Annotated in this window: 19 protein-coding genes; 7 read left to right on the top strand and 12 right to left on the bottom strand. The window is 60.3% G+C overall.

Annotated features, from left to right (window positions below):
* Window positions 1-176: 176 nt before the first annotated feature.
* Window positions 177-2,552, bottom strand: coding sequence for an autotransporter domain-containing protein (locus tag QTL96_RS08120; RefSeq protein ID WP_289727356.1), 2,376 nt, complete (start codon window positions 2,550-2,552; stop codon window positions 177-179).
* 392 nt (window positions 2,553-2,944) lie between these two features.
* On the opposite strand from QTL96_RS08120, the gene QTL96_RS08125 reads away from it, so the two are divergent.
* Window positions 2,945-3,250 carry a hypothetical protein gene (locus QTL96_RS08125; protein WP_289727357.1) on the top strand — a complete coding sequence of 102 codons (306 nt, stop codon included), beginning with the start codon at window positions 2,945-2,947 and terminating at the stop codon, window positions 3,248-3,250.
* A 2-nt stretch (window positions 3,251-3,252) separates the two neighbouring features.
* Here the strand turns inward: QTL96_RS08125 and QTL96_RS08130 are convergent, their stop codons facing one another.
* The 6 genes from QTL96_RS08130 to QTL96_RS08155 all read right to left on the bottom strand — a co-directional run bounded on the left by QTL96_RS08130 (window position 3,253) and on the right by QTL96_RS08155 (window position 10,002).
* Window positions 3,253-3,549 (bottom strand): DUF2147 domain-containing protein, encoded by a 297-nt coding sequence (locus QTL96_RS08130; RefSeq protein WP_289727423.1) that lies wholly within the window; start codon window positions 3,547-3,549, stop codon window positions 3,253-3,255.
* 258 nt (window positions 3,550-3,807) lie between these two features.
* Window positions 3,808-5,811, bottom strand: a complete 2,004-nt coding sequence (locus QTL96_RS08135) for an aldo/keto reductase (protein ID WP_289727358.1) — start codon at window positions 5,809-5,811, stop codon at window positions 3,808-3,810.
* A 55-nt stretch (window positions 5,812-5,866) separates the two neighbouring features.
* Window positions 5,867-6,952 (bottom strand): sn-glycerol-3-phosphate ABC transporter ATP-binding protein UgpC, encoded by a 1,086-nt coding sequence (gene ugpC / locus QTL96_RS08140; protein ID WP_289727359.1) that lies wholly within the window; start codon window positions 6,950-6,952, stop codon window positions 5,867-5,869.
* 14 nt (window positions 6,953-6,966) lie between these two features.
* Window positions 6,967-7,803 (bottom strand): carbohydrate ABC transporter permease, encoded by an 837-nt coding sequence (locus tag QTL96_RS08145; RefSeq protein ID WP_018901638.1) that lies wholly within the window; start codon window positions 7,801-7,803, stop codon window positions 6,967-6,969.
* A complete protein-coding gene (locus QTL96_RS08150) occupies window positions 7,800-8,660 on the bottom strand; it encodes a sugar ABC transporter permease (protein WP_018901637.1) in 861 nt (286 codons plus the stop codon). The genes QTL96_RS08145 and QTL96_RS08150 overlap by 4 nt, the downstream gene beginning before the upstream one ends.
* A 67-nt stretch (window positions 8,661-8,727) precedes the next feature.
* Window positions 8,728-10,002: an ABC transporter substrate-binding protein gene (locus QTL96_RS08155; protein ID WP_112819054.1), complete on the bottom strand. Its 1,275-nt coding sequence runs from the start codon at window positions 10,000-10,002 to the stop codon at window positions 8,728-8,730.
* Window positions 10,003-10,088: 86 nt separating this feature from the next.
* Between QTL96_RS08155 and QTL96_RS08160 the strand changes: the two genes are divergently transcribed.
* The 5 genes from QTL96_RS08160 to QTL96_RS08180 all read left to right on the top strand — a co-directional run bounded on the left by QTL96_RS08160 (window position 10,089) and on the right by QTL96_RS08180 (window position 15,380).
* Window positions 10,089-11,000 carry a helix-turn-helix domain-containing protein gene (locus tag QTL96_RS08160; protein WP_113197951.1) on the top strand — a complete coding sequence of 304 codons (912 nt, stop codon included), beginning with the start codon at window positions 10,089-10,091 and terminating at the stop codon, window positions 10,998-11,000.
* A gap of 133 nt (window positions 11,001-11,133) precedes the next feature.
* Window positions 11,134-12,978 carry an IlvD/Edd family dehydratase gene (locus QTL96_RS08165; RefSeq protein WP_289727360.1) on the top strand — a complete coding sequence of 615 codons (1,845 nt, stop codon included), beginning with the start codon at window positions 11,134-11,136 and terminating at the stop codon, window positions 12,976-12,978.
* Between the two features lie 196 nt (window positions 12,979-13,174).
* Window positions 13,175-14,335, top strand: coding sequence for a fumarylacetoacetate hydrolase family protein (locus QTL96_RS08170; RefSeq protein WP_289727361.1), 1,161 nt, complete (start codon window positions 13,175-13,177; stop codon window positions 14,333-14,335).
* Window positions 14,336-14,490: 155 nt separating this feature from the next.
* A complete protein-coding gene (locus QTL96_RS08175; protein WP_289727362.1) occupies window positions 14,491-14,775 on the top strand; it encodes a hypothetical protein in 285 nt (94 codons plus the stop codon).
* Window positions 14,776-14,942: 167 nt separating this feature from the next.
* Window positions 14,943-15,380, top strand: coding sequence for a helix-turn-helix transcriptional regulator (locus tag QTL96_RS08180; protein WP_112941962.1), 438 nt, complete (start codon window positions 14,943-14,945; stop codon window positions 15,378-15,380).
* A 141-nt stretch (window positions 15,381-15,521) separates the two neighbouring features.
* Here the strand turns inward: QTL96_RS08180 and QTL96_RS08185 are convergent, their stop codons facing one another.
* The 5 genes from QTL96_RS08185 to QTL96_RS08205 all read right to left on the bottom strand — a co-directional run bounded on the left by QTL96_RS08185 (window position 15,522) and on the right by QTL96_RS08205 (window position 20,424).
* Window positions 15,522-16,703: a M20 aminoacylase family protein gene (locus QTL96_RS08185; RefSeq protein ID WP_113010691.1), complete on the bottom strand. Its 1,182-nt coding sequence runs from the start codon at window positions 16,701-16,703 to the stop codon at window positions 15,522-15,524.
* A gap of 105 nt (window positions 16,704-16,808) precedes the next feature.
* Window positions 16,809-17,588 (bottom strand): amino acid ABC transporter ATP-binding protein, encoded by a 780-nt coding sequence (locus tag QTL96_RS08190; RefSeq protein WP_113010690.1) that lies wholly within the window; start codon window positions 17,586-17,588, stop codon window positions 16,809-16,811.
* Window positions 17,585-18,517, bottom strand: coding sequence for an amino acid ABC transporter permease (locus tag QTL96_RS08195; RefSeq protein ID WP_289727363.1), 933 nt, complete (start codon window positions 18,515-18,517; stop codon window positions 17,585-17,587). The genes QTL96_RS08190 and QTL96_RS08195 overlap by 4 nt, the downstream gene beginning before the upstream one ends.
* Entirely contained in the window at window positions 18,514-19,404 is an 891-nt protein-coding gene (locus QTL96_RS08200; protein ID WP_289727364.1) for an ABC transporter substrate-binding protein, read from the bottom strand. Before QTL96_RS08200 ends, QTL96_RS08195 begins: the two co-directional genes overlap by 4 nt.
* Before the next feature lie 39 nt (window positions 19,405-19,443).
* Entirely contained in the window at window positions 19,444-20,424 is a 981-nt protein-coding gene (locus QTL96_RS08205; RefSeq protein ID WP_289727424.1) for a nitrate ABC transporter substrate-binding protein, read from the bottom strand.
* 101 nt (window positions 20,425-20,525) lie between these two features.
* Here QTL96_RS08205 and QTL96_RS08210 point away from each other — a divergent pair, with 101 nt between their 5' ends.
* On the top strand, window positions 20,526-21,854 hold the full coding sequence (locus QTL96_RS08210; RefSeq protein WP_289727365.1) for a PLP-dependent aminotransferase family protein: 1,329 nt from the start codon (window positions 20,526-20,528) through the stop codon (window positions 21,852-21,854).
* Window positions 21,855-22,132 lie beyond the last annotated feature (278 nt).

Raw genomic sequence — 22,132 nt, forward strand, 5'->3', positions numbered from 1 at the left:
TGACTAACATCCATCAGAAGCGCCAATTTTGATGTGGTCGCTGCCTTTTCTCGGCGCGTTGATCGGCCGATGCCCGAGTAAAAATTCCAAACGCGGGCAATCCTGTCCTTGAAGGGCCGTTTTATTGCGCGCCAGACGGGGAAGTCGAATTCGCTGAACGTTCGGGATGGAGTTCGTCAGAACGTCACCAACAGCCGCGCATTCACAGCCTGATCGACGACGTCCCGGGACAAGGCTGCATTATAGGACAGCCCAAACCTCATATTGTCCGAGACAAGGGCATCAAATCCAAGTTCGACGAGCGCGGCATTCCTGGTCGCGGCGAGCCCGCTCACACCGAAGGCCGAACCGCCGGAAAAGGCGACAACCTCGACCGGCGCGAGATCGCCGAACGCATAGCGCCAACCAATCATTCCCCTCGCTTCCACCGTCACATTCTCAAGGGAAAAGGCCGAGGTTGTTCGCAGCCCCAAGGTGGTGAGCCCGACATTGTCGTTGCCATCGCCGACCTGAAGCGCCGCATCCCCACCGCTTTCGGTGAAGTCGTTGGAGCGCACATTGACGTAGGCGGCGCCGGCGAAAGGTTCGAGTGTTGCCTGACCAAGCTCAATCTCGTATCCGGCCTCGCCGAACAGCTGAGCGGTTGCAGCATTGTAATTGCCTGAGAGCCTTTCGTTGAAGCCGGGGAAGACAACATTGCGTGTCGTATCGACGTCGTGCCAGGCGTAGGCAAGGCCGCCTCTCACCCTGACCCTGCCGAGGTCCGCCCCCGCGTAGGCTGCGATATACCAGTCGTCACTGTTGGCGCGGGCACCGCGACCATCATCGTCGAAAGCCGATCTGCTGTAGCCGCCGGAGAGGCCGATCCTGACGGTGTCGCTCATCTGACCATCGCCGCCGAGGAAGAAACCTCCAATGGAGCGGTCGAGACCGGAGGCCTCCGAGGTTGCGTCACGGTTGGCCCAAGAGCCAACGCCTTGAACCCAGAAGCCGCTCGCAGATCCTTCGCTCTCACCCGTCTGTGCGGTTGCATACAGACGATCGTTGATAGTGTCCCTGATGAAGCGGCTGTCGTCAATCATCGATGAGCGGATGGATGCGTAACTCTGACCCGAGAGCTGATCGAGGGCAGCGTCGATGGCAGTCGTAGAGACTTGCCCCACGATCGCATCGAAAACCTCATTGCCCGAGCCCAATGACTGCACGCCGGTTCCAGTGCCAATGCGTGCGAAGGTTCGCGCTGCAATGACGGATGTGATGGGCTGGCCGTTATAGGTAACGTCGAGATAGCCGCTGGAGGCATCGTAGGCGAAGGCGAGGTCGGCCAGCGGGAGCTGCTGTGGCGTATTGGCGAAGAAGCCGCTGATGCCGCCGGTCGCCGTGATCAGCGTGTAGCGGTCCGGACGAAAGAAGGACCCGACGAGGTCGAGGGAGGAGCCGCCGATAGTGGCCACGCCAGTGACGTCAAGAAGATCGCTCGTGCCGATAGGGCCGATAAAGCCGATGTCCGCGCGGTAGGTCGAGCCAGGCGCCAGCAGCAGGTTGCCTGCGATAGACAGAAGGCCGATATCGTGGCCGGTGCTACCAGGGGAGATAAACCCGCCTGAGTTTACAGTCGTCGACGGCAAGGTGCTGTCATAGCCGGCGATCGTGCCGCTGGAATTCACCGTGAGCGAGCTCGAGCTCGACAGGTCCATGCCGTTGATGGCCAAGGTACCGCCATTGATGATGGTCGAGCCGGTGTAGGATGCCGTTCCCGAAAAAACCTGCGTGCCGGCGCCCGTCTTGACGATCCCGAGCGGACCCGCAGAGAAGCTGCCAAGAAACGCGACTTGTCGCCACGCTGCCGTATCGATGGTCAGTGTCGCTGCACCGCCCGAAGTGCCCACGCTTCCGGCACCCGAGAGCGAGCCGACTGTCGCTACATGTCCTAAGAGGTCCAGACTACCGTTGACGATAAACCCGCTCACTGGGGACAACACATTATCGGCGCCCGCCTGCAAGGTAGCGGCGGGGCTGATGGTCGTATCTCCTGCGTAGCTGTTGGCACCCCCAAGGGTCAGCAGGCCGCTTTGCAGGGCAAGCGCGCCGCCGCCCCTGATCGCGCCTGCTATGGTCGTGTTGCTTGCTGCGACACTCAGTTCGCCATCTGAAATCAGAATACCGCCAAGAAGCGTCGCGCCGGTCGAAAATCCGAGGAAAGTCGAGCCGCCTGTCTGCAACCCGTCCGCACGCGCGGTGCCATCACCGCTCAATCCGCCGTTGATCGCGCCACCATTGATGATCGAAAGGTCCCTGCCGATAATGCCGACACCGCCCGCACCAGCCGCCCCTGCCGTGCCGAATGCACCACCAGATCCGCCGGCTCCGCCGGCACCACCTGTAACTGTCGCGCCTGCGCCGATTGTGATCGCGGTCGGAACGTTTGCGAGGAAACCGGGGCCGCCCCCACCGCCTGCGCCGCCAGTGGATCCCGGCGAACCACTCGCCGCTCCGCCCGCGCCCCCTGCACCGCCCGAGACCGTGGTGCCTGGCGCAACATCATAAGGCACGCGCTCTTGTGCCTGCAAATTGGCAGGCGCCAGAAGGGCGGCGGTGCAAAGCAGGAGTGCTAGCGGATTTTGGAGGCCGCGGAGGGAGTGCGCCCCGACGATATGCTCGCCGTAGCCGGTCTTGTGATGACGAAATAGGCGCCAACGATTGATAATGGACTTGTCCCCTCTGCCCAGAATCACAACGTAAAAAAGTATTTGCGAATTGTCTAATGGATAGAGGCCAAAATCGCGGCCTGGACCTGCCAATCTATCCTGATGGTAAATTTCGATGGCCTGCGGGCGGGTCCGTCCCAGAGGATTTCATGCGGCCGGCGCCGCCTGACCGAAAAATTGCGCTTGGCACGAGATATGCATCGTCTTCTTCGGGTTTCCTTTGCTTGGAGGGAAGAATGACGGCTTTGGTCACTGACATCGTGAGTGCCACCGGACAGCTTGAAACCGCCATCTTGAACGCGACGATTGCGTCGCCGAATATATGGATCAGTTCCAAATCCATGAAAACGAAAGCAAAACTGCTTCCGCAGGTGCTTGTGAAGCAGTATCCCGAACTGTCCGAGATCGAATGCGAGCTGCGCGGACTGTTCGAGACATGCTCAAAGGCGATTGACCGGAATTCGATCAACCCCGTGGTTGCAAAAGCGGCAATCTCGCTTGCGCACGAATATCAGGCCGTCATCGAGGGGCTGCGGCGCTAGTCCTAGAGGCGCGTCCAGATCAGCGAGCGGCAGATGACCTTCATGGTGCAGCCGCGCATTTTCACGGTGTCGCCGGAGACGGTCAGAACCCCGTCAAACGTCTTCTTGCTGTCGGGCTCGATGATCGTGCCGGTGAAATTGCCGTTCTCGCCGGTAAACGAGCCGATCTTCTGGCCGGCATGATCGCCGGTCTTCATGGTGATGCAGTAGCCATTGCCGCATTCCGCGATCGTCGCCGTCGTTCCGACCTGCGTCTTCCAAACACCGACGACCGGCTCCTGGGCCGAGGCTATCGGCATCAACGCCAGCTGCGTCACGAGCGCCAGGGGCGCTGCGATTGAAAAGAGCGATTTCATGGGATGCTCCTGTATCGTTCATGCCTGAGCGCGGGGTCGCCGGGCGGCCGATCGCGCGAATTGCGCCCGTCCGGGCGCTGCTCCAACCCTTCGTCGGAGCGTTGACACCGATATAGGTCGAATGGCGGCGAACGCCAGAAAAAAAGTGGGAATCCGGAGCCCGAATTCCCGCTTTCTCACATCATCTTGAAAGACGATCGATTATGCCTCGAGCCACTTCACCTGTTCCGGTGTCAGCTTGATATCAAGCGCCGAGAGGCTGTCTTCCAGCTCGGCGATCGTGCGTGGTCCGATCAACGGAATGACCGGGAACGGCTGCGCGATGACATAGGCGAGCGCGATGTGGATTGGGCTGCGGCCAAGCTTGGCCGCGAGCTCGATTGCACGGTCGCGGCGTACAAAGTTGCGGTCGGAATACCAGCAACGAACGATTTCCTCGTCGTCATGCTTGTCGCGACCGGCACGGTCTGTGAAGAAGCCACGGCCCTGGCTGGACCATGCAAAGTTCGGCACCTGCCGCTCATTGAGCCAGGTCTTCCATTCGTCGGTCGACGACGTCACGCAACCGGCCCAGATCGGATCGAGCATTTCGGCGAGCGAGTAGTTATTCGACAGCGCTGCCGGCGCCAGCTTGCCGTTCTTGGCCGCGTAGGACGCCGCCTCGTCCATGCGCTCGCGGGTCCAGTTGGAGCCGCCGAAGATGCCGCGGATGCGGCCACGCTTGACCTCGGCGTCCATGGCATCGACAAACTCGCCGACCGGAACGTCGGTGTTGTCGCGGTGCATGAAGTAGATGTCGACGTAGTCTGTCTTCAAACGGTTAAGCGACTGGTCGAGCTGCTTGGCGATGACATCGGGATAGACGAGTGGCGAATGCGCGCCCTTGCCGATCAGCACGATCTCCTCGCGATTGACATTGCGGCTGGTGTGCCAGTCGCCGAAAATGCTCTCGGTCTTTCCGCCGCCATAGACGAAGGCGGTGTCGAAGACGTTGCCGCCGGCTTCATAGAAGGCATCGAGCGTAAGCGAGGCGGCGGCGAAGTTCGGGAAGAACTCAAAACCGAGGGTAACGACTGAGGCGGGCTTGGAGATGCCGGGGATAGCGCGCTTGGGAATGCTGTTACCGAGCGCGACCTTGTCGCCGGCAAGATTGTTCACCCGCTTTGCCGCCTTCTCGACGCTGTATTCCAGGCCGATCGAGGCGCGCCACTGGTCGAGCACGCGCAGATTGCCGACGGAATCGGCCCAGCCCATGCCCGGAGAGGTGAATTCCTGCTGGCCGGCGCGGATGGCATCGCCTGCCGCATCGACTTCGAACGAATAGAGCCAGCGGTCCTCGTTGACCTCGATCGTCTGCTGCTCGTTGCCCTTGAAGAGCTCGATCTTGCCGACGCCGCCCTTGTGGCCCGAAGCAAACCAGAAGTCCTTGACCTCGATGCGGCCCTCCGAGCCAATGATGCGCAGCGTGTTGTCCTGGTTCGCCATGATCGAGCACGAGACCTCGGCGATGACGCCGCCTGGAAACTGCAGCACGGCGGACGCCCACTCGTCGACGCCAGACTGGCCGAGATGGCCGACACCCGCGACCTTCTCCGGCTCCAGGAACGGCTTGCCTTCGGCAGCGCCCGCGATCAGCCGCGCCATGGAGACCGGATAGCCGCCGACATCCAGAATGCCGCCGCCGGCCGTCTCGTTTGCAAACAGGCGGTGTTCGGGGCGGAACGTACCCATGTTGAAGCCGAAGCTGGTTCGGATAATGCGCAGCGCACCGATGGCGCCGGATTTCACCAGTTCTACGATCTTGGCCGTCTGCGGATGGACGCGGTACATGAAGGCCTCGCCCGCGAAAACGCCAGCCTTCTTGGCTTCATGATAGATGGCATCGGCATCGTAGGCGGTAAGCGCGATCGGCTTTTCGACGAGCACATGCTTGCCTGCCCGGATCGCCTTGATCGCCCATTCAGCATGGCCGGTGTGCGGCACGGCGATGTAGACCGCATCGATCTCGCTGTCGCTAAGCAGAGCGTCATAACCCTTGACGATGCGGGCGCCGGGGAAGTTTTCGGCAAGACCCGGCTTTTCGGGGTTGCGGGTGGCGATAGCGACGAGCTTGCCGGTGCGCGAATGGGCGATGCCATCTGCGAAGGTGCGCGCAATCGTGCCCGGGCCGATGATACCCCAGCGGATCGGTTGATCTGAGCTCATGGGAAAGTCCTCTTCTTTCATGTCAGTCAGTTGCAAGTCTTGGGATGGAATTGTCTTAGCGCAGGCGTTTGCCCGCGCTGTCGAACAGGAAGACGCGTTTTGCCGTCAGCCCGACCGTCAGCGTGTCTCGCTCGGCGGCTGTGCGTGATTCCGGGCGCTCGATGATCATCTGCTCGCCGCCTTTCGTGGTGGCGTAGATGTAGCTGGTGTTGCCGAGGTGCTCGGCGACATCGATGGAGACGGTCAGATCCGTGTCGCCCTGCCCGGCATCGCTGAAATGCTCCGGCCGGATGCCAATAGTGACGTCAGCGCCCTTCTCGACCGCCGAAGTGACCGGCAGCGTCAGGCGAAAGTTCGGCTCGCCGGCGATGGCGACGGTGGCCGTTCCGCCCCCCGTCTCGATCACTTTGGCCTTCAGGAAGTTCATCTTCGGCGATCCGACGAAGCCGGCGACGAACTGGTTGGCCGGATCGTCGTAGAGATCGAGCGGCGCGCCCACCTGTTCGATGTTGCCGGACCGGAGCACAACGATCTTGTCGGCGAGCGTCATCGCTTCTGTCTGATCGTGGGTGACGTAGATCATCGTGGTGCCGAGCTGCTTGTGCAGTCGCGAGATCTCGACACGCATCTGCACGCGCAGCTCCGCATCGAGGTTGGACAGCGGCTCGTCGAACAGGAAGACCTCAGGTTCGCGCACGATGGCGCGGCCGATCGCGACGCGCTGGCGCTGGCCACCTGAGAGCTGTTTTGGGCGCCGCTGCATCAGCTCGTTGATCTGCAGGATGTTGGCGGCATGCTTCACACGCTTTTCGGTATCCGCCTTGGGATTGCCGTTCATGCGCAGGCCAAAGCTCAGATTCTCCTCGACCGTCATGTGCGGATAGAGCGCATAGGACTGGAAGACCATGGCGATGCCGCGGTCAGCTGGCTCGACATCGTTGACAACCTTGCCGCCGATGTTGATCTCGCCGCCGGAGATATCCTCCAGCCCGGCGATCATGCGCAGCAGCGTGGACTTGCCGCAGCCCGACGGGCCGACGAAGACGACGAACTCGCCATCCTTTACGTCGAGATCGGCACCATGGATGATCTCGAGCGCGCCGAAGCGCTTGACCACATTTTTCAAAGAAAGTTCAGACATCAGGCGTTCCCCGACTATTTGACTGCGCCGGCCGAAATGCCGGCGATGAAGTGACGTTGCAGGAACACGAAGACCACGAGGATCGGCGCGGTGAGCAGCATGGCACCGGCCATGATGCCGCCCCATGAAACCTTGGTGAGACCGATCAGCGATCCGAGCGCCACCGGCGCGGTCATCATTCCAGGCTTGGAATTGATGAGCAGCGGCCAGAGGTAGTTGTTCCACGACGCCAGGAAGAGGATGATGGCGAGAGCCGCCATCGTCGGGCGTGCTAGCGGCAAAGCGATCCGCAGGAAGATCTGCCGCTCCTTGACCCCTTCGACACGCGCGGCATCGAAGAGTTCGGCCGGCATCATCGAGAAGGCCTGGCGCATGAACAGCACGCCAAGCGAGTTGAACAGCGGCGGGACAATCAACGCCACCCAGGTGTTGGCGAGCTTGAACTCGCGCGCCACCATGATGAACTGCGGGATGACGACGACGGCGAACGGGAGCGTGATGGTGCCAAGAATGATGGCAACGACCATCGACTTTCCGACGAAGCGATAGCGCGCAAGCGCCCAGCCGGCCATCGACGTCAAGAGCACCGACAGGAAGGTATAGACCGAGGCGACCACCACCGAGATGAACATGGCACGGACGAAATCGGTATCAGCCTGCAGGTTCTTGAAGTTCTCGACGAAGTTCGTCGACGGCCAAAGCACGATGTCAGGGCTGAAGATGCCGTAATCGGGCATGGTCGAGAAGACAAACATCATCCAGATCGGAAACAGCCAGACGATGGCAAGCGGCGTCAGCACGACATGCAGCAGCACGGTCTGCAGCATCTTGGATTGGGACTTGGACTTCATTTCTGTTCCCTCCCGACCCACAGATTGAGCAGCGAGATGGTGATGGCGAGGATGGCCATGGTGTAGGCGATCGCCGACGCGTAGCCGAAGTTCAGCGACAGGAAGCCTTGGCGATAGAGCAGCAGGCCAAGCGTCTCGGTGCCGCCGCCGGGACCACCGCGATTGGTGATCAGGAAGGGTTCGGCGAAGAGCTGCATCGTGCCGATAACCGACAGGATGACGCAGAACAGGATGATCGGCTTCAGGAGCGGCAGGGTGATATGAATGAACTGCTTGGTCTTCGACACCTTGTCGAGGGTTGCCGCCTCGTAGACATCGTCAGGGATCGATTGCAGACCGGCGAGCAGGATGATGGCGTTGTAGCCCGCCCAGCGCCAGGTAACAGCAATGATGACGAGTGCCATCGCGGCATTGGCGTTGTCGAACCAGGAAACGGGAGACAGGCCGACCGAGGTGATTAGCTTGTTGACGATGCCGAAATCGATGCTGAACATCAGCCGGAACACGGCGGCATAGGCCACCTCACCGACGACGACGGGCGCGAAGAAGGCAAAGCGATAGAGCGGGCGCGCCTTCAGAAGCGGCGAGTTCAACAGGACGGCCATCAGTGTCGCAAGCGCGATCATGACGGGCACTTGGATCACCAGAATGATCAGCGTGTTGTAGAGCGCATTGTAGAAAGCGGGATCGCCGATCAGGCGTCCCCAATTGACGGAAGCGCTAAATTTCCAGGGATTTACGCGCGTATTCTGAAACGAGATCAGAAACGAGCTGATGATGGGCCATAGCCAGAAAGTGGCGAAGACGAGCAGATAGGGCGCAAGAAAAAAGTATGCGCTCCGATTGCGGATCGGCATTTCATTCTCCTCAAAGTCGAAGCGAGAGATGGAAGCCGGGCACCCAAAGGATGCCCGGCATCGTCACTCATTCCGCAATGGGAAGACCGGTGGCGGTCTCGATCTGCTTGGCGGCGTCATCGAGTGCCGCCTTTGCATCGGGATAGCCGCCGGCGAAGTACTTGGTCTGCGTTGCCTTGTAGATCGCGTCAGCATCCGTCTGGAACTGCGTGCCACGGCTCGGCTTGATCTTGGGCAGGGTCGAGAGAATATCGGCCCAGACCTTCTGGCCGCCCCAATAGGGCTGCGCCTCGTTGACGAACGGATCCTGCACCGCCGTAAGCAGCGAGGGAACAAGACCGAAGGACTTCAGCATCGCGACCTGGCCTTCATTGGTGCCGAGCGCATAATCGACATAGGTCCAGGCGGCTTCCTTGTTGGCCGAGTTGGCGGCAATCGCCAGCGACGAACCGCCGAGGTTGGCAGCATGCGGCCCATCCGGCGTCAGGCTCGGCATCATGTAGACGCCCCACTTGCCCGACAGATCGGGCGAACCCGATCGCACGGTGCCTTCGTACCAGCCGCCATACATCTGGCTGGCAGCCTTGCCGGCGGTGTTGGCCTGGATTTTTTCGTCCCAGATGGCAGCCGTCAGCGTACCGGCGTCCTTCATCTCCTTGACCTTCTCAAGGGTGGCGACGCAGGCGGGCTGGTTGATGGTGATGTTCTGGCCATCGGTCGAGAAGTAGCCGCAGCCCTGCTCGTTGGAGATCATGCGGAACCATTCGCTGTCGCCGTTGAAGTCGGCCTGGGCCATGACGACGCCTGGATTGGCGGCCGAGATCTTCTTGCCGGCGGCAATGAAATCGTCCCAGGTCTTGATCGATGCCGGATCGACGCCGGCCTTCTCATAGAAGTCACGACGATAGAAGACGGCGACCGGACCGGAATCCCAGGGCATTGCGTAGGCGACATCGCCCACTTCAAGCTCGGTGCGCTTGAATTCAGGGAATTTCGCTTGAATTTCAGCCGTATAGCCGAGGTCCTTCAAGTTGGCGAAGCAATCCGGGAAGCGATTCCAGAAGATTTCGGCCTCGAAGTTTTCGACGGTCACGATGTCAGGAAGACCCTCGCCGCCGGCAGCACATGCTGCCAGCATCTTGTCGAAAACCTGTTGGTTTCCAAGATCTTCCACGGTTACCTTGATATCTGGGTGGAGCTTGTTGAAGCCCTCGAGCGTGGACTTCAGCGCCGATGCGGCGACGTTCCAGCTCCAGATGGTGAGATTGGCCGACTGCGCGAATGCGGAGCCGGATGCAAGAAGTGCAACAGCAGCGGTTGCACCGATAAGTTTGAAGCGCATTGAAAATCCTCCCTTTTCAATTGCCGTCCCTTAGCGAACGTGACTACACTAACCGCAAGGGAGCCGCTGTCTCCTAAAAAGGGAATATGGATTTGGCGGAAAGTAAGATTGAACAGAGGGCTGTCTATCAGCCGGGAGCGAGCAGCATCGAGGGATTGCCGACGGCACTCCAGATGTTTCACAACCATCCGCCGCCAATGCTCATGCCGCATTGGCATGTGCAGGTGGAGCTGAACTACATCATGCGTGGTGAGGTGCACTACCGCATGAACGGCCACGACATCAGCATGAAGGCTGGAGACATGTGCCTGTTTTGGGGCGGGCAGCCGCACCAGATGGACGAGAGCAGCGATGATTCGATCTATGCCGGCGGGCATCTGCCGCTGGTCTATTTCTTCCGGATGCGCGTGCCGATCAACATTTCGAGCCGGCTTATGAAGGGCGAGATTCTCTTCACCTCCGCCACCGATGCCGCCGACGTCGAGAACTTTCCGCGCTGGGTGGCCTATGCGAAATCCGGCGATGCCGCCAAGGCGCAGCACGCCGTGGAGGAGATGCTTCTGCGCATCGAACGCATCGTGCTCGAGCCCTATTCGATGCTGGCGCCCAACGGGCTTTCAGCGACTGATGATGTCGAGCAGGCCTATCCGCAATCGTCGCGCAGCGTCGCGCGCATGTGTGATTTCATCGCCTTGAACTTTCTGCACGAGATCGATTCGGTCGATATTGCGCGGGCGGCGGACCTGCATCCGAAATACGCCATGAACCTCTTCAAGAAGACGACGGGCATGACGCTCAGCAAATACGTCAACCTGCTCAGGCTGTCGCGCGCGCAGGCGATGCTGATGAACGAAGAGGCGAATGTGCTGCAGGTGGCAATGGATAGCGGCTTTGGCTCGATCAGCGCCTTCAACAAATCCTTCCGCCATATCGCAGGCATGTCGCCTTCCGATTTCCGTCGCGACTCGCGCTTCATCTCGCAATACGTTCCGGCCTGAGGAGGCAACGTCGTAAACGTTGCCGGAATGACCTCAGTCCGTTTCGCGCGCCGACAATCCGCCATGTTGCCGATGATACTTGGAGGTACCGATCGGCTAACCGCATGACAATACCGCAGCAAAACCAAGGAAAATGATCGTGGTCGAGAAAACACCCGCCTCATCCAGTGACACTGCAATTGACGAGAAGACCGGGGCGCCGCAGCTTCGCTCCAGGGCCTGGTTCGACAATCTGGCCAATCCAGATATGACGGCACTCTACCTCGAGCGCTACATGAACTTCGGGCTCAGCCAGGAGGAACTGCAATCAGGCCGGCCGATCATCGGCATCGCACAGACGGGCTCGGACCTGTCTCCTTGCAACCGTCACCATATCGAGCTTGCCAAGCGCGTTCGCGAGGGCATCCGCGATGCAGGTGGCATCGCCATCGAGTTCCCGGTCCACCCGATCCAGGAAACCGGCAAGCGCCCGACCGCCGGCCTAGACCGCAATCTCTCCTATCTCGGCCTTGTCGAGGTGCTCTACGGCTATCCGCTCGATGGCGTCGTCCTGACGATCGGCTGCGACAAGACCACGCCGGCCTGTCTCATGGCCGCGGCAACCGTGAACATCCCTGCGATCGCGTTGTCCGTCGGCCCGATGTTGAATGGCTGGTTCCGCGGCGAGCGCACAGGCTCGGGCACGATCGTCTGGAAGGCGCGCGAGATGATGGCGCGCGGCGAGATCGACTACCAGGGCTTCGTCAAGCTCGTCGCCTCCTCAGCACCCTCGACCGGCTATTGCAACACGATGGGCACGGCGACCACGATGAACTCGCTTGCCGAAGCGCTTGGCATGCAGCTGCCGGGTGCAGCCGCCATCCCCGCGCCCTACCGCGATCGCCAGGAGATCTCCTACGAGACCGGCCTGCGCATCGTCGAGATGGTACGCGAGGATTTGAAGCCATCCGACATCCTAACCAGGGAAGCCTTCATCAACGCGATCAAGGTCAACTCCGCGATCGGCGGCTCGACCAACGCGCCGATCCACCTGAACGCCCTTGCCCGTCATGTCGGCGTCGAACTCTCGGTCGACGACTGGCAGACTCATGGCGAGGAAATCCCGCTGCTCGTTAACCTCCAGCCGGCCGGCGAATATCTCGGCGAGGATTACTACCACGCCGGCGGCGTCCCCGCCGTCATGGGCGAGTTGATCAAGCACGGCCACCTCGATACCAACGCGATGACGGTCAACGGCAAGACGGTCGGCGAGAACTACACGGCCTCGATGATCGAAGACGAAAAGGTCATCCGGCCTTTCGACCGGCCGCTCAAGGAGCACGCCGGCTTCCGCGTGCTGAAGGGTAACCTCTTCTCCTCTGCGATCATGAAGACCAGCGTCATCTCGCCGGAGTTCCGCGACCGCTACCTCTCCAATCCCAATGACCCGGAAGCCTTCATTGGCCGCGCCGTCGTGTTCGACGGGCCGGAGGATTATCATCACCGCATCGACGATCCGTCGCTTGCCATCGACGCCGCGACCATTCTCTTCATGCGCGGCGCCGGCCCGATCGGCTATCCTGGTGCTGCCGAAGTTGTGAACATGCGCGCGCCGGATTACCTGTTGAAACAGGGCATCTCATCTCTCCCCTGCGTCGGCGATGGCCGCCAGTCGGGCACATCAGGCTCACCCTCGATCCTCAATGCCTCGCCGGAGGCGGCCGCAGGTGGCGGGCTTGCGATCCTGCAGACGGGCGATCAGGTGCGTATCGACCTGAAAAAGGGAACCGCCAACATCCTGATCAGCGACGAGGAAATCGCCAAGCGGCGCGCGGAACTGGTGGCGGCCGGCGGCTATGTCTATCCGGAAAGCCAGACGCCGTGGCAGGAAATTCAGCGCTCCTATGTCGGGCAGATGGAAACAGGCGCGGTGCTGGAGCCGGCGGTGAAGTATCAGCGGATCGCCCAGACAAAGGGCATCCCTCGCGATAACCACTAATCTGATCGTCTTGTCCCGTCGTGGGCCGATGCCTTGGTGGGCACCGGCCCATGCGCGCCATCAAACGACCGTCCTCCGTGCAATCCGGCCTTGCCCGGCGCTCACGAATGTGATCGATTTTGCTGCCGCTGGGTTGGAGGGCGGCGCATCCCTGGCTCATAGAGCGCGTCCATCGCTCGCGTGACGGAACAATATCATGTCTTATACCCTTCTCGACGCCGCCGCCTCGGGTGGTCTGTTTGTCGGCCGTGTCTGGAACCCTGACGTTGGAGGCCCGAGCCTCGTCACGGTCCGCGATCAACAGGTGATTGATATCACCTCGAAAACTGTCGCCACGATGAGCGCGCTCCTGGAGAGACCTGATCTTGTCGCCTTCGTCCGCTCGGCGAACGGCAAGTCACTTGGAACGCTCGAGGAGATCGCCGCAAACAGCTCTGGCAAACCGGATGAGACTCACCCCTATTTTCAAGCACCTGTCGACCTGCAGGCGATCAAGGCCTGTGGTGTCACCTTCGCGCAGTCAATGATCGAGCGGGTTATCGAGGAGAAGGCTGCGGGAAATCCTGATCGCGCAGCCGCTATCCGTGAACGTGTCAGCACGCTGATCGGCGGCAGCCTCAACAATTTGAAGGCCGGCTCTCCCGATGCTGCCAAGGTCAAGCAGGCGTTGATCGAGGAAGGCATGTGGTCGCAATATCTCGAGGTCGGCATTGGCCCGGACGCAGAAGTCTTCACCAAGGCGCCGGTGCTCTCCTCCGTCGGCTGGGGTGCCGATGTCGGACTGCATCCGGTCTCGACCTGGAACAATCCGGAGCCGGAAATCGTGCTCGCGGTCAATAGCCGCGGCGAGATCCGGGGGGCGGCGCTCGGCAACGACGTCAACCTGCGCGATGTCGAAGGGCGATCGGCGCTGCTGCTCGGCAAGGCGAAGGACAACAACGCCTCATGTGCGATCGGACCCTTCATTCGCCTGCTCGACGACAGCTTCGATCTCGATGCGGTCCGCAGCGCCGAGCTCGACCTGAAGGTGACCGGTGAAGATGGCTTTGTGCTTCACGGCACAAGTTCGATGTCGAAGATCAGCCGCGATCCGACCGATCTCGTCCGCCAGACCTGCGGCGCGCATCACCAGTATCCCGACGGGTTCATGCTGTTTCTCGGGACGCTGTTTGCGCCAACCAAAGACCGCGACACGCCGAACCAGGGCTTTACCCATAAGATCGGTGATGTCGTGGAGATTTCGTCGCTCGGCCTCGGCTCACTCGTCAATACGGTTCGCCGCTCGAATGACTGCCCGCCCTGGACGTTTGGCATCGGCGCCTTGATGGCCAATCTGGCAAAACGCGGACTGCTCTAGCCGTCGACCGCATGTTTGGACGCTCGAACAAGCGAGCCTCGGTGGCGGCGTGCGACCGCCATCAAAAAACAACCGGTACAAGCCTTGAGCGCCTGTCTATTCCGGACCGCAACCATATATGCAACGGATAAGCGAAGCAAAGATATGAGAGCGCGATGAAACTGACTGCGGTTGCAATGATCGCCCTGGTCGTCTTGGCAGGATGCACGACGGGTAAGGACTATTCCGCCCCGGGGCTGACGCCAATTCCCGGCAGCATCATCTATAGTGGCCAGCCGCGGACGAAGCTCACAAAGTCGCCCATTGGTTCTACGTTCCCGCACAGCTTTATCGACCAGTACGGACAGGAGGTCGAGGAGACCTACATGATCCAGCCCGACCGAACGCTGAAGATTGTTCACCGGGTAATCCGGCCTATCCGCTTTCGCGGTAGAGATTGAAAGCAGCACACGTCGAGCGCGCATCTTCAGGCTTTTTTTGCACAGATCACCTTATCGTCATAATCCTGAGGTTGAAATTGAACGCTTGCTAAGACAAACTGTTGTTGCTGGATAGAGCCGGTTTGCCGGGGACTGTTTCGCTTTGGTTCCAGCATAGGAAATACAGGATGAATGCAAAGACACCGAATGCAATCGATAGCTATGTGGGTTCTCAGGTCAGAATGCGCAGGCAGTTGCTGGGACTGAGCCAGGAACGGTTGGCCGAGCAGATCGGCGTGACGTTCCAGCAGGTGCAGAAGTATGAAAAGGGTATGAACCGGATCGGGGCGAGCCGCCTGCAACGCATCGCCGAGGTTTTGAACACCACACCAAGTTTCTTCTTTCAACAGGACCCTTCAGAGCCTTTGTCGCTCGCCGGTCTCGATCTGGCGGCGACGACAGATCCTGTCGCGGAATTCCTGCATTCCAAGGAAGGGCTCGCGCTCAACAAGGCGTTCATCAAGATCACAGACACACAGCTGCGCGAAAAGATCGTGGCTCTCGTTAAGGCGATGGCGCAGACGCAGGTTGCTGCCGACAAGTCCGGCGCCTCGTCCAGCCAATAATGGATGTCCCGGCCGACCGCGCATCAGCGCGACGACCTGTATGACATGGAAGAAGGGGCGCCTGTTTGGGCGCCCCTTCTTCGTTTCTTGGGAGGAACCGTGCCGCACCGCTTTATCATGGACGGCTCGGCGAGCGGACGACTAAGCGTCGAGGTAGCGTTCGGTAAGACGCGCCCACATCGCCGCGCCCGCCGTCAGGCTATCGTCGGCGAAATCATATTTTGCGCTGTGCAGGATTGCCGAATTCATGCCGTTACCGAGGCGCAGGAAGCTACCGGGCTTGTGCTGGAGAAAGTGAGAGAAATCTTCACTACCCGGAATAAGCGGGCAGAGCGCAACATTGCCCTCGCCGACAAGTTCCTCGGCCACCATGCGGGCAAACTCCGTCTCCTTTTCCGAGTTGACCACGACCGGATTGCCATAGGCGTAGTCGATCTCGACGGTGGCACCAAAAGCTTCGACGAGCGACGTCGTCAGTGCGCGGATGCGCTTTTCGAGGATCTCGCGGACCTTGGGATCGAACGAGCGCACGGTCAAAAGCATGTTTGCGCTTTCGGGGATGACGTTGGCGACTTCACCGGCATGGATTGCGCCGACCGTGACGACAGCCGTCTGTGTCGGATCGACGTTGCGCGAAATCACCGACTGCAGTGAGACGACGAGATTGCACGCGACGACGACTGGGTCGATTGTCAGGTGAGGACGCGATGCGTGGCCGCCCTTGCCGGTGATCTTGATCTCGACCGTATCAGCCGCCGCCATCAGCGGGCCCGAACGCATGAGCCAGCTGCCCTCGGGCGCGCCAGGGTGGTTGTGCAGACCGAAGATGGCATCGAACGGGAAGCGCTCAAACAGGCCGTCATCGATCATCGCCTGAGCGCCGCTAAAGCCGCCAGCCTCTTCGGCCGGCTGGAAAATCAGATTGACCGTGCCGTTGAACTTGCGGGTGCGCGCCAGATACTCGGCAGCACCGAGAAGCACGGTCGTGTGGCCGTCGTGGCCGCAGGCATGCATCTTGCCGGGAACCTGGCTGGCATAAGGCTTCCCCGTCTGCTCTGTGATCGGCAGCGCGTCCATGTCGGCGCGGATCGCGATGCTTTTCTTGCCGGCGCCCTGTGTCATGCGGGCGACGACGCCGTTGCCACCAACGTTGCGCGTCACCTCATAGCCCCAACCCTCGAGCTTTTCGGCGACGAAGCGGGCGGTTTCCGTCTCTTCGAACGACAGCTCGGGATGGGCATGAAGATGCTGGCGGATGGCACGCAGTTCGGCGTCCATAGGCTCGAAATCCGAAAGGCGGGCGAAATCGTTGTCGATGGTCATGTCCGTTCCAATTCTTTGCGTGCGTGGTCCGTTACCGGCCCCTTGACAGGGCCGGTCGGGTCTTCGTTTGCGTCAAGAGTGGCGCTCGGCCGGATTAGCCGGACGTCACAGAAAGCGCGACAGGAAGGACTGCGTGCGCGGATGCTGTGGATTGCCGATCACGTCTTCGGGCTTGCCCTGCTCGACCACGACGCCACCGTCCATGAACACCACCCGGTCGGCAGCTTCGCGGGCGAAGCCAATTTCGTGAGTGACGACGATCATGGTCAGTCCCTGCTTGGCGAGATCGCGCATCGTCGACAGCACCTCACCGACGAGTTCTGGATCCAGTGCCGAAGTCGGCTCATCGAAAAGCATCAACTTCGGCTTGATCGCAAGCGCTCGGGCGATTGCCACGCGCTGCTGCTGGCCGCCGGAGAGCTGACGGGGATAGGCATCGGCCTTTTCCGACAGGCCGACACGCTGCAATAGCTGCTTGGCGTTTTCGATCGCGTCCTTGCGCTTTTCACCGTGGACGCCCACGGGCGCTTCGATGATGTTTTGCAGAACCGTCATGTGCGGATAAAGATTGAACTGCTGGAACACCATGCCGATCTTGCGGCGCTGCCGGGCGATGCCGTTGGGCGAAAGCCGCTCCAGCCGGTCGTTGTGCACCCGGTAGCCAATCTGTTCACCATCCACCTCGATGTAGCCCTTCTGGATGGACTCAAGGTGGTTGATACAGCGCAGAAATGTGGACTTTCCCGAGCCCGACGGACCTAGGACAACGACGACTTCGCCTGGCATGATGTCGAGGTCGATGCCCTTGAGTACTTCTAGATGATCGAAGGACTTGTGGACATTGCGCGCCTGGACCAGCGGCTTGGTGTTGGAGACGGCGGTCAATGACTTGCCTCCTCTGCAGCAGCGACGGCTGCCGGCTTGGCCGTTGCACCGTTGCGGCGTTCGCTACGGCCATAATAGGCTTCGATGTAGCTCTGTCCGATATTGAGCACCGATGTGATGAGCAGGTACCAGATGACTGCGACCAGCAGCATCGGTATGATCTCGAAGGTGCGGTTATAGATCGACTGCACCGAATAGAGCAGATCGGCCATGGCGATGACACTGACGAGCGAGGTCGCCTTGATCATGCTGATTAGCTGGTTGCCGGTCGGCGGTACAATTGAGCGCATCGCCTGCGGTATAATGATCCGCCGAAGTGCCCTGCCCTTAGTCATACCGAAGGCTTCAGCGGTTTCCGCCTGGCCGCGATCGACCGACAGAAGGCCACCGCGAATGATCTCGGCCATGTAGGCCGCTTCGTTGAGTGCCAGGCCGACAATGGCGGCCGTCATCGGCGTGATCACCGCGTTGGTGTCCCAGCTAATGAGCGACGGGCCAAATGGAATGGTAATCGACAGCTGCGGAAACAGGGTCGACATGTTGTACCAGAAGATCAGCTGCACCAGCAGCGGCGTGCCACGGAAGAACCAGATGAACAGCGAGGCGAAGCCGCTAGCCAACCGGTCGTTCGACATGCGCATGATTGCGATGATCAGGCCGAGCGCGACGCCGAGGATCATCGCGACAACCGTCAGGCCAAGGCTGACATAAAGGCCGCTGATCACTGTCGGGTCGAAGAAATACTGGGCAACGACCGGCCAGCCGAAATTCTCGTTGTTGGCGACGATCCAGACGAAATCGAGGACGACGATGGCGATGATCGCCCAAAGAACGAGGCGTCCCGTTCTGAACGGCGTATGCGCGGTAACGACGTCGCGGAAGTCAGCACCGCCCGAAGGCGGTGCATTTGTGTTGGGGTTGGTGCTCATTTTGGAAGCTGTCCGCCAAGGTTGAGACCGGGTTCCTTGATCATGTTGTTCTCAAGGCCCCACTTTTTCATGATGGCAGCATAGCTGCCGTCGGCCATCAGTACCTTGATGGCGTCGATCAGGATCGGTCCGAGCGGCGAGCCTTTGGGAACGACGGCGCCCTGGAAGATATCCTCGAAGCCATTCTTCTGGCCGACACCAGTCAGTTCGAGCTGGCCGTTGGCCTGGCTAACGAAATAGGTGAGCGGCGCCTGGGAGGAAAAGAAGGCATCTGCGCGCTTGGAACGTACGGCAAGGATCGAGCTCGGCTGGTCGGTGTAGGACTGGACTTCAACCGCGTCCTTGCCGTCTGCCTTGCACTTGTCCGACTGGGTCTTGATCACGCGCTCGGCAGAACCACCAGCCATGACCGAGATGCGCTGGCCACAGGCCGTGTCGAGCGAACTGATGCCCTTGGGGTTGCCCTTCAGGGTCGCGAAGACGACGAATTCCTGCACCCAGTCGACGAAGTCGTTGGACGCTTCGCGGTCCTTGTAGTCGCCGACAGGGCCGAAAGCGAACTGGTAGCGACCGGAGTTAACGCCGGCGAGCAGCGCCGGCAGGCCACCGACCGTCTCATGTTCGATCTTGACGCCGAGGACCGCGCTCAGGGCTTCCGTCAGATCAGCACTGGCGCCGGACATGACGGTGCCGGTGACGATTTCGTAGGGTGGGAACGAACCGTTGTTAACGGAGATCATCTTGCCCGAGGTCTTAATCGCGTCAGGCAGCTTGTCATGCAACGCGGCGTTGAGCGCGGGCTTGGGCAAGGCGGCATCCTCTGCCAATGCGGCACCGGTGGCCACGGCGCTTGCCAAGACGAGATAGGTCATTTTCTTCAGCAACATGTTCATTCCCCTTATTAATGCTGTCGTGGTTGCATGCGGTTAGAGGTTGGCATCCGTGCGGCTGCCGTCGGTGTCGAACGGGAAGAGTTCCAGGGGCGTCATCTCGCGAGCGAGAATGCCCTGGGCGTGCAGCTCGGCCGAGAAATCGGCGATCATCTTCTCGTTGGCGGCAAAGCCGTTTTCATCCCAGTTCGCAGGGAGTTCGAGAGAGGTCTTCAAGAGCTCATCGAACATCCACGGCGACGTATCTGCATATTTGCGGCGCTTGTTCAGCCACATGCGCTGCGATTCCTCGATCAGCTGGCTAAGCTCGGCAATGATCCAGGGGTTCTCTTCCACGATCTCCGCCTTGATGCCGATAAGGTGCATGCCGGGTACATATCCCACCTCGTCGAAATATCGACGCTCGGCGCCACGGAAATCAGAAAGAACCTGCCGGAACGGCGAACCATTGGCAAAATAACCATCCGGCATGAACGGCGTGAAAATCGCGTCGAGCTGACCGTCGCGCAGCAGATCGACCATCGGACGTTCGCCGGGGGCGGCTTCAATGAGCCCAGGGCGGCCAAAGCCATCGAGCCGATCGACAACAGGATGCGCTTCCGTCAGGCGACCAGCATACCACATCGCATCCTCGACCTGAACGCCTTCACGGCGCACCGCAGCGCGTGTCCAGGTATTGCCAGAGTCGCGCCAGCCGGTGACGCCGATACGCTTGCCGGCAAGTTGCGACAGCTCGGTAATCGGGCTGTCCTTCATGGTGATGACACAGCGATGGCGGAAGCCACGCATGATGAAGTTCGGGATGCCTACGACACTGTGATCGCCGTCATAACGTAGCTGGGTGTAACGGCTGAAGGACATTTCGGCCGCGTCGCAGGTGTCGCTCTTACCAACATGCGAGACCAGGGTACCGATGCGCTCGACCTTGACGTCGAGCTTCGACGACGAGACGTCGCCGAGAATGAGAGGGGTCATGTAGTCCCAGTCGCGAAGGGCAAGGCGAAGTGTGATCGGCATCTGCATTCACTCTCAAAATTTCTTGTCTGGCGCATCGTTAAATGTTCAAATAGACCTGATCAAATGTTATTACGTTATTGAACATTAATTATGGTGCGAAAATGAGCGACATTCGGGATGCAACCTGGTTTGCCCAAAAAATAACCGATCGGACGATTCGGGGGATCGCACTCGAGACCAGCGCCCTGATCCGTGGCGGCGCCCTGCCCGTCGGCACCAAGCTCCCGGCCATTCGCGATCTCGCGTTTGCTTTGGGTATCAGCCCGGCAACAATCTCCGAGGCATGGAGCGAATTACGGCGCCAGAAGATCATCAGCGGCCGTGGGCGAAATGGGACATGGGTCAGCGGCGACCGCTTTGTCGCCAAGCCGGAGCGCTTGGCAAGTTCCGGTAACTACGGTGAGGAGGTGCTGAACCTGACGGCAGCCGTTCCAGACGTCACTCTTCTGCCGAAACTTGAGGCTGCCATGGTGTACGGCGCATCGGCAGAAAACCTGAATAGCTATGAGCGCAACCGCATTCTGCCCGAGCTCGAGGCGGCGGTCCGAGAAACATGGCCTTATGAGCCGGAGGCATTTCTCGCCACCAACGGCGGCTACAACGCGGTCTACACTTTGATGAACGCACTTGTCATGCCTGGCGCAGCGGTTGCGATCGAGAACCCCACGGCGATGCGCCTCCTTGATATCCTGGAGGATCGCGGCGCGCGTATCATCCCGGTCGAGTGCGACCACGAAGGCCCACTACCTTCATCATTGCGCCAAGCCATGGCCTATCGTCCCGTCGCCTTTGTCTTCCAGCCGCGTATTCATTCGGTTACTGGCCAAACCGTCACGGTTGCACGCATGCAAGGCTTGGCCGACGTGCTGCGCGGCGCTGATACGCTGATCGTTGAAGATGACGGCGTCGGGGACATCTCCGATGCGCCACGGCAATCTATGGGAGACATCTTCCCTGACCGGGTGATCCACATATTCTCCTTTTCAAAGACCCACGGCCCTGATCTACGACTGGCTGCACTGTCGAGCTCGCGGGCGATCGTCGAGCAGATCCAGTCGTTCCGAAGCTTCAGCGCGGGTTGGACAAGCCGCATCCTGCAGGCAGCGGGCGCCTGGCTTATCCGCGACCCTGCCACGCAGGAGACTGTGCGAGCGGCGCGCGAGATTTACGCCAGGCGTCGCCACGACCTGGTGCAGGCATTGCGCGACCGAAACATAAACGCCGCGCACGGTGCCGGTCTGTCAGCCTGGGTGCCGGTCTCCTCGGAGCCATTCGCGATGGTAACACTCGCGGCGCGCGGAATTGCCGTGCATCCGGGCGCAAAATTCTCGCTACTGCCGGGAAACTTCCTGCGCGTGGCGACCGCGACACTGTCCGATCGCTGCACCGAGGTCGCCGATTCGATTGCGCTCGCGGCATCGCATGACTAATTCGTGGCTTAGCCATGCCAATTTTTTTGCATCTCACAACGGGTCCGCGTAGATGCCCATACGGCCGATGATTAAAAGAGTGATTGCAGCGGCGTGGACGTCAGTAGCTGCATGTCCAGTTGTTGGTCGGCCTGAACCCAGCGTCGCAAGCCGGGTTCGCTGACGTTCGCGGGTTGTAGTAATTGTCGGCCGGATTATGGTTGGGCCCCGTTGTGCAGGCGGACGTGAGCGCGGCCAAGATTACTACGACACCGCCGGATACGAATCGGTGAACTGCG

This window comes from Rhizobium sp. S163, from assembly GCF_030380805.1.
Lineage (GTDB): Bacteria > Pseudomonadota > Alphaproteobacteria > Rhizobiales > Rhizobiaceae > Rhizobium.

Bases quoted from the DNA above. Each gene is read 5' to 3' on its own strand.
- QTL96_RS08130 (WP_289727423.1), bottom strand. From the start codon at position 3,549: ATGCCGATAGCCTCGGCCCAGGAGCCGGTCGTCGGTGTTTGGAAGACG.
- QTL96_RS08205 (WP_289727424.1), bottom strand. From the start codon at position 20,424: ATGCCGATCACACTTCGCCTTGCCCTTCGCGACTGGGACTACATGACC.
- QTL96_RS08195 (WP_289727363.1), bottom strand. From the start codon at position 18,517: ATGAGCACCAACCCCAACACAAATGCACCGCCTTCGGGCGGTGCTGAC.
- QTL96_RS08160 (WP_113197951.1), top strand. From the start codon at position 10,089: ATGGATTTGGCGGAAAGTAAGATTGAACAGAGGGCTGTCTATCAGCCG.
- ugpC (WP_289727359.1), bottom strand. From the start codon at position 6,952: ATGTCTGAACTTTCTTTGAAAAATGTGGTCAAGCGCTTCGGCGCGCTC.
- QTL96_RS08155 (WP_112819054.1), bottom strand. From the start codon at position 10,002: ATGCGCTTCAAACTTATCGGTGCAACCGCTGCTGTTGCACTTCTTGCA.
- QTL96_RS08170 (WP_289727361.1), top strand. From the start codon at position 13,175: ATGTCTTATACCCTTCTCGACGCCGCCGCCTCGGGTGGTCTGTTTGTC.
- QTL96_RS08175 (WP_289727362.1), top strand. From the start codon at position 14,491: ATGAAACTGACTGCGGTTGCAATGATCGCCCTGGTCGTCTTGGCAGGA.
- QTL96_RS08185 (WP_113010691.1), bottom strand. From the start codon at position 16,703: ATGACCATCGACAACGATTTCGCCCGCCTTTCGGATTTCGAGCCTATG.
- QTL96_RS08145 (WP_018901638.1), bottom strand. From the start codon at position 7,803: ATGAAGTCCAAGTCCCAATCCAAGATGCTGCAGACCGTGCTGCTGCAT.
- QTL96_RS08135 (WP_289727358.1), bottom strand. From the start codon at position 5,811: ATGAGCTCAGATCAACCGATCCGCTGGGGTATCATCGGCCCGGGCACG.
- QTL96_RS08210 (WP_289727365.1), top strand. From the start codon at position 20,526: ATGAGCGACATTCGGGATGCAACCTGGTTTGCCCAAAAAATAACCGAT.
- QTL96_RS08125 (WP_289727357.1), top strand. From the start codon at position 2,945: ATGACGGCTTTGGTCACTGACATCGTGAGTGCCACCGGACAGCTTGAA.
- QTL96_RS08165 (WP_289727360.1), top strand. From the start codon at position 11,134: ATGATCGTGGTCGAGAAAACACCCGCCTCATCCAGTGACACTGCAATT.
- QTL96_RS08200 (WP_289727364.1), bottom strand. From the start codon at position 19,404: ATGTTGCTGAAGAAAATGACCTATCTCGTCTTGGCAAGCGCCGTGGCC.
- QTL96_RS08180 (WP_112941962.1), top strand. From the start codon at position 14,943: ATGAATGCAAAGACACCGAATGCAATCGATAGCTATGTGGGTTCTCAG.
- QTL96_RS08150 (WP_018901637.1), bottom strand. From the start codon at position 8,660: ATGCCGATCCGCAATCGGAGCGCATACTTTTTTCTTGCGCCCTATCTG.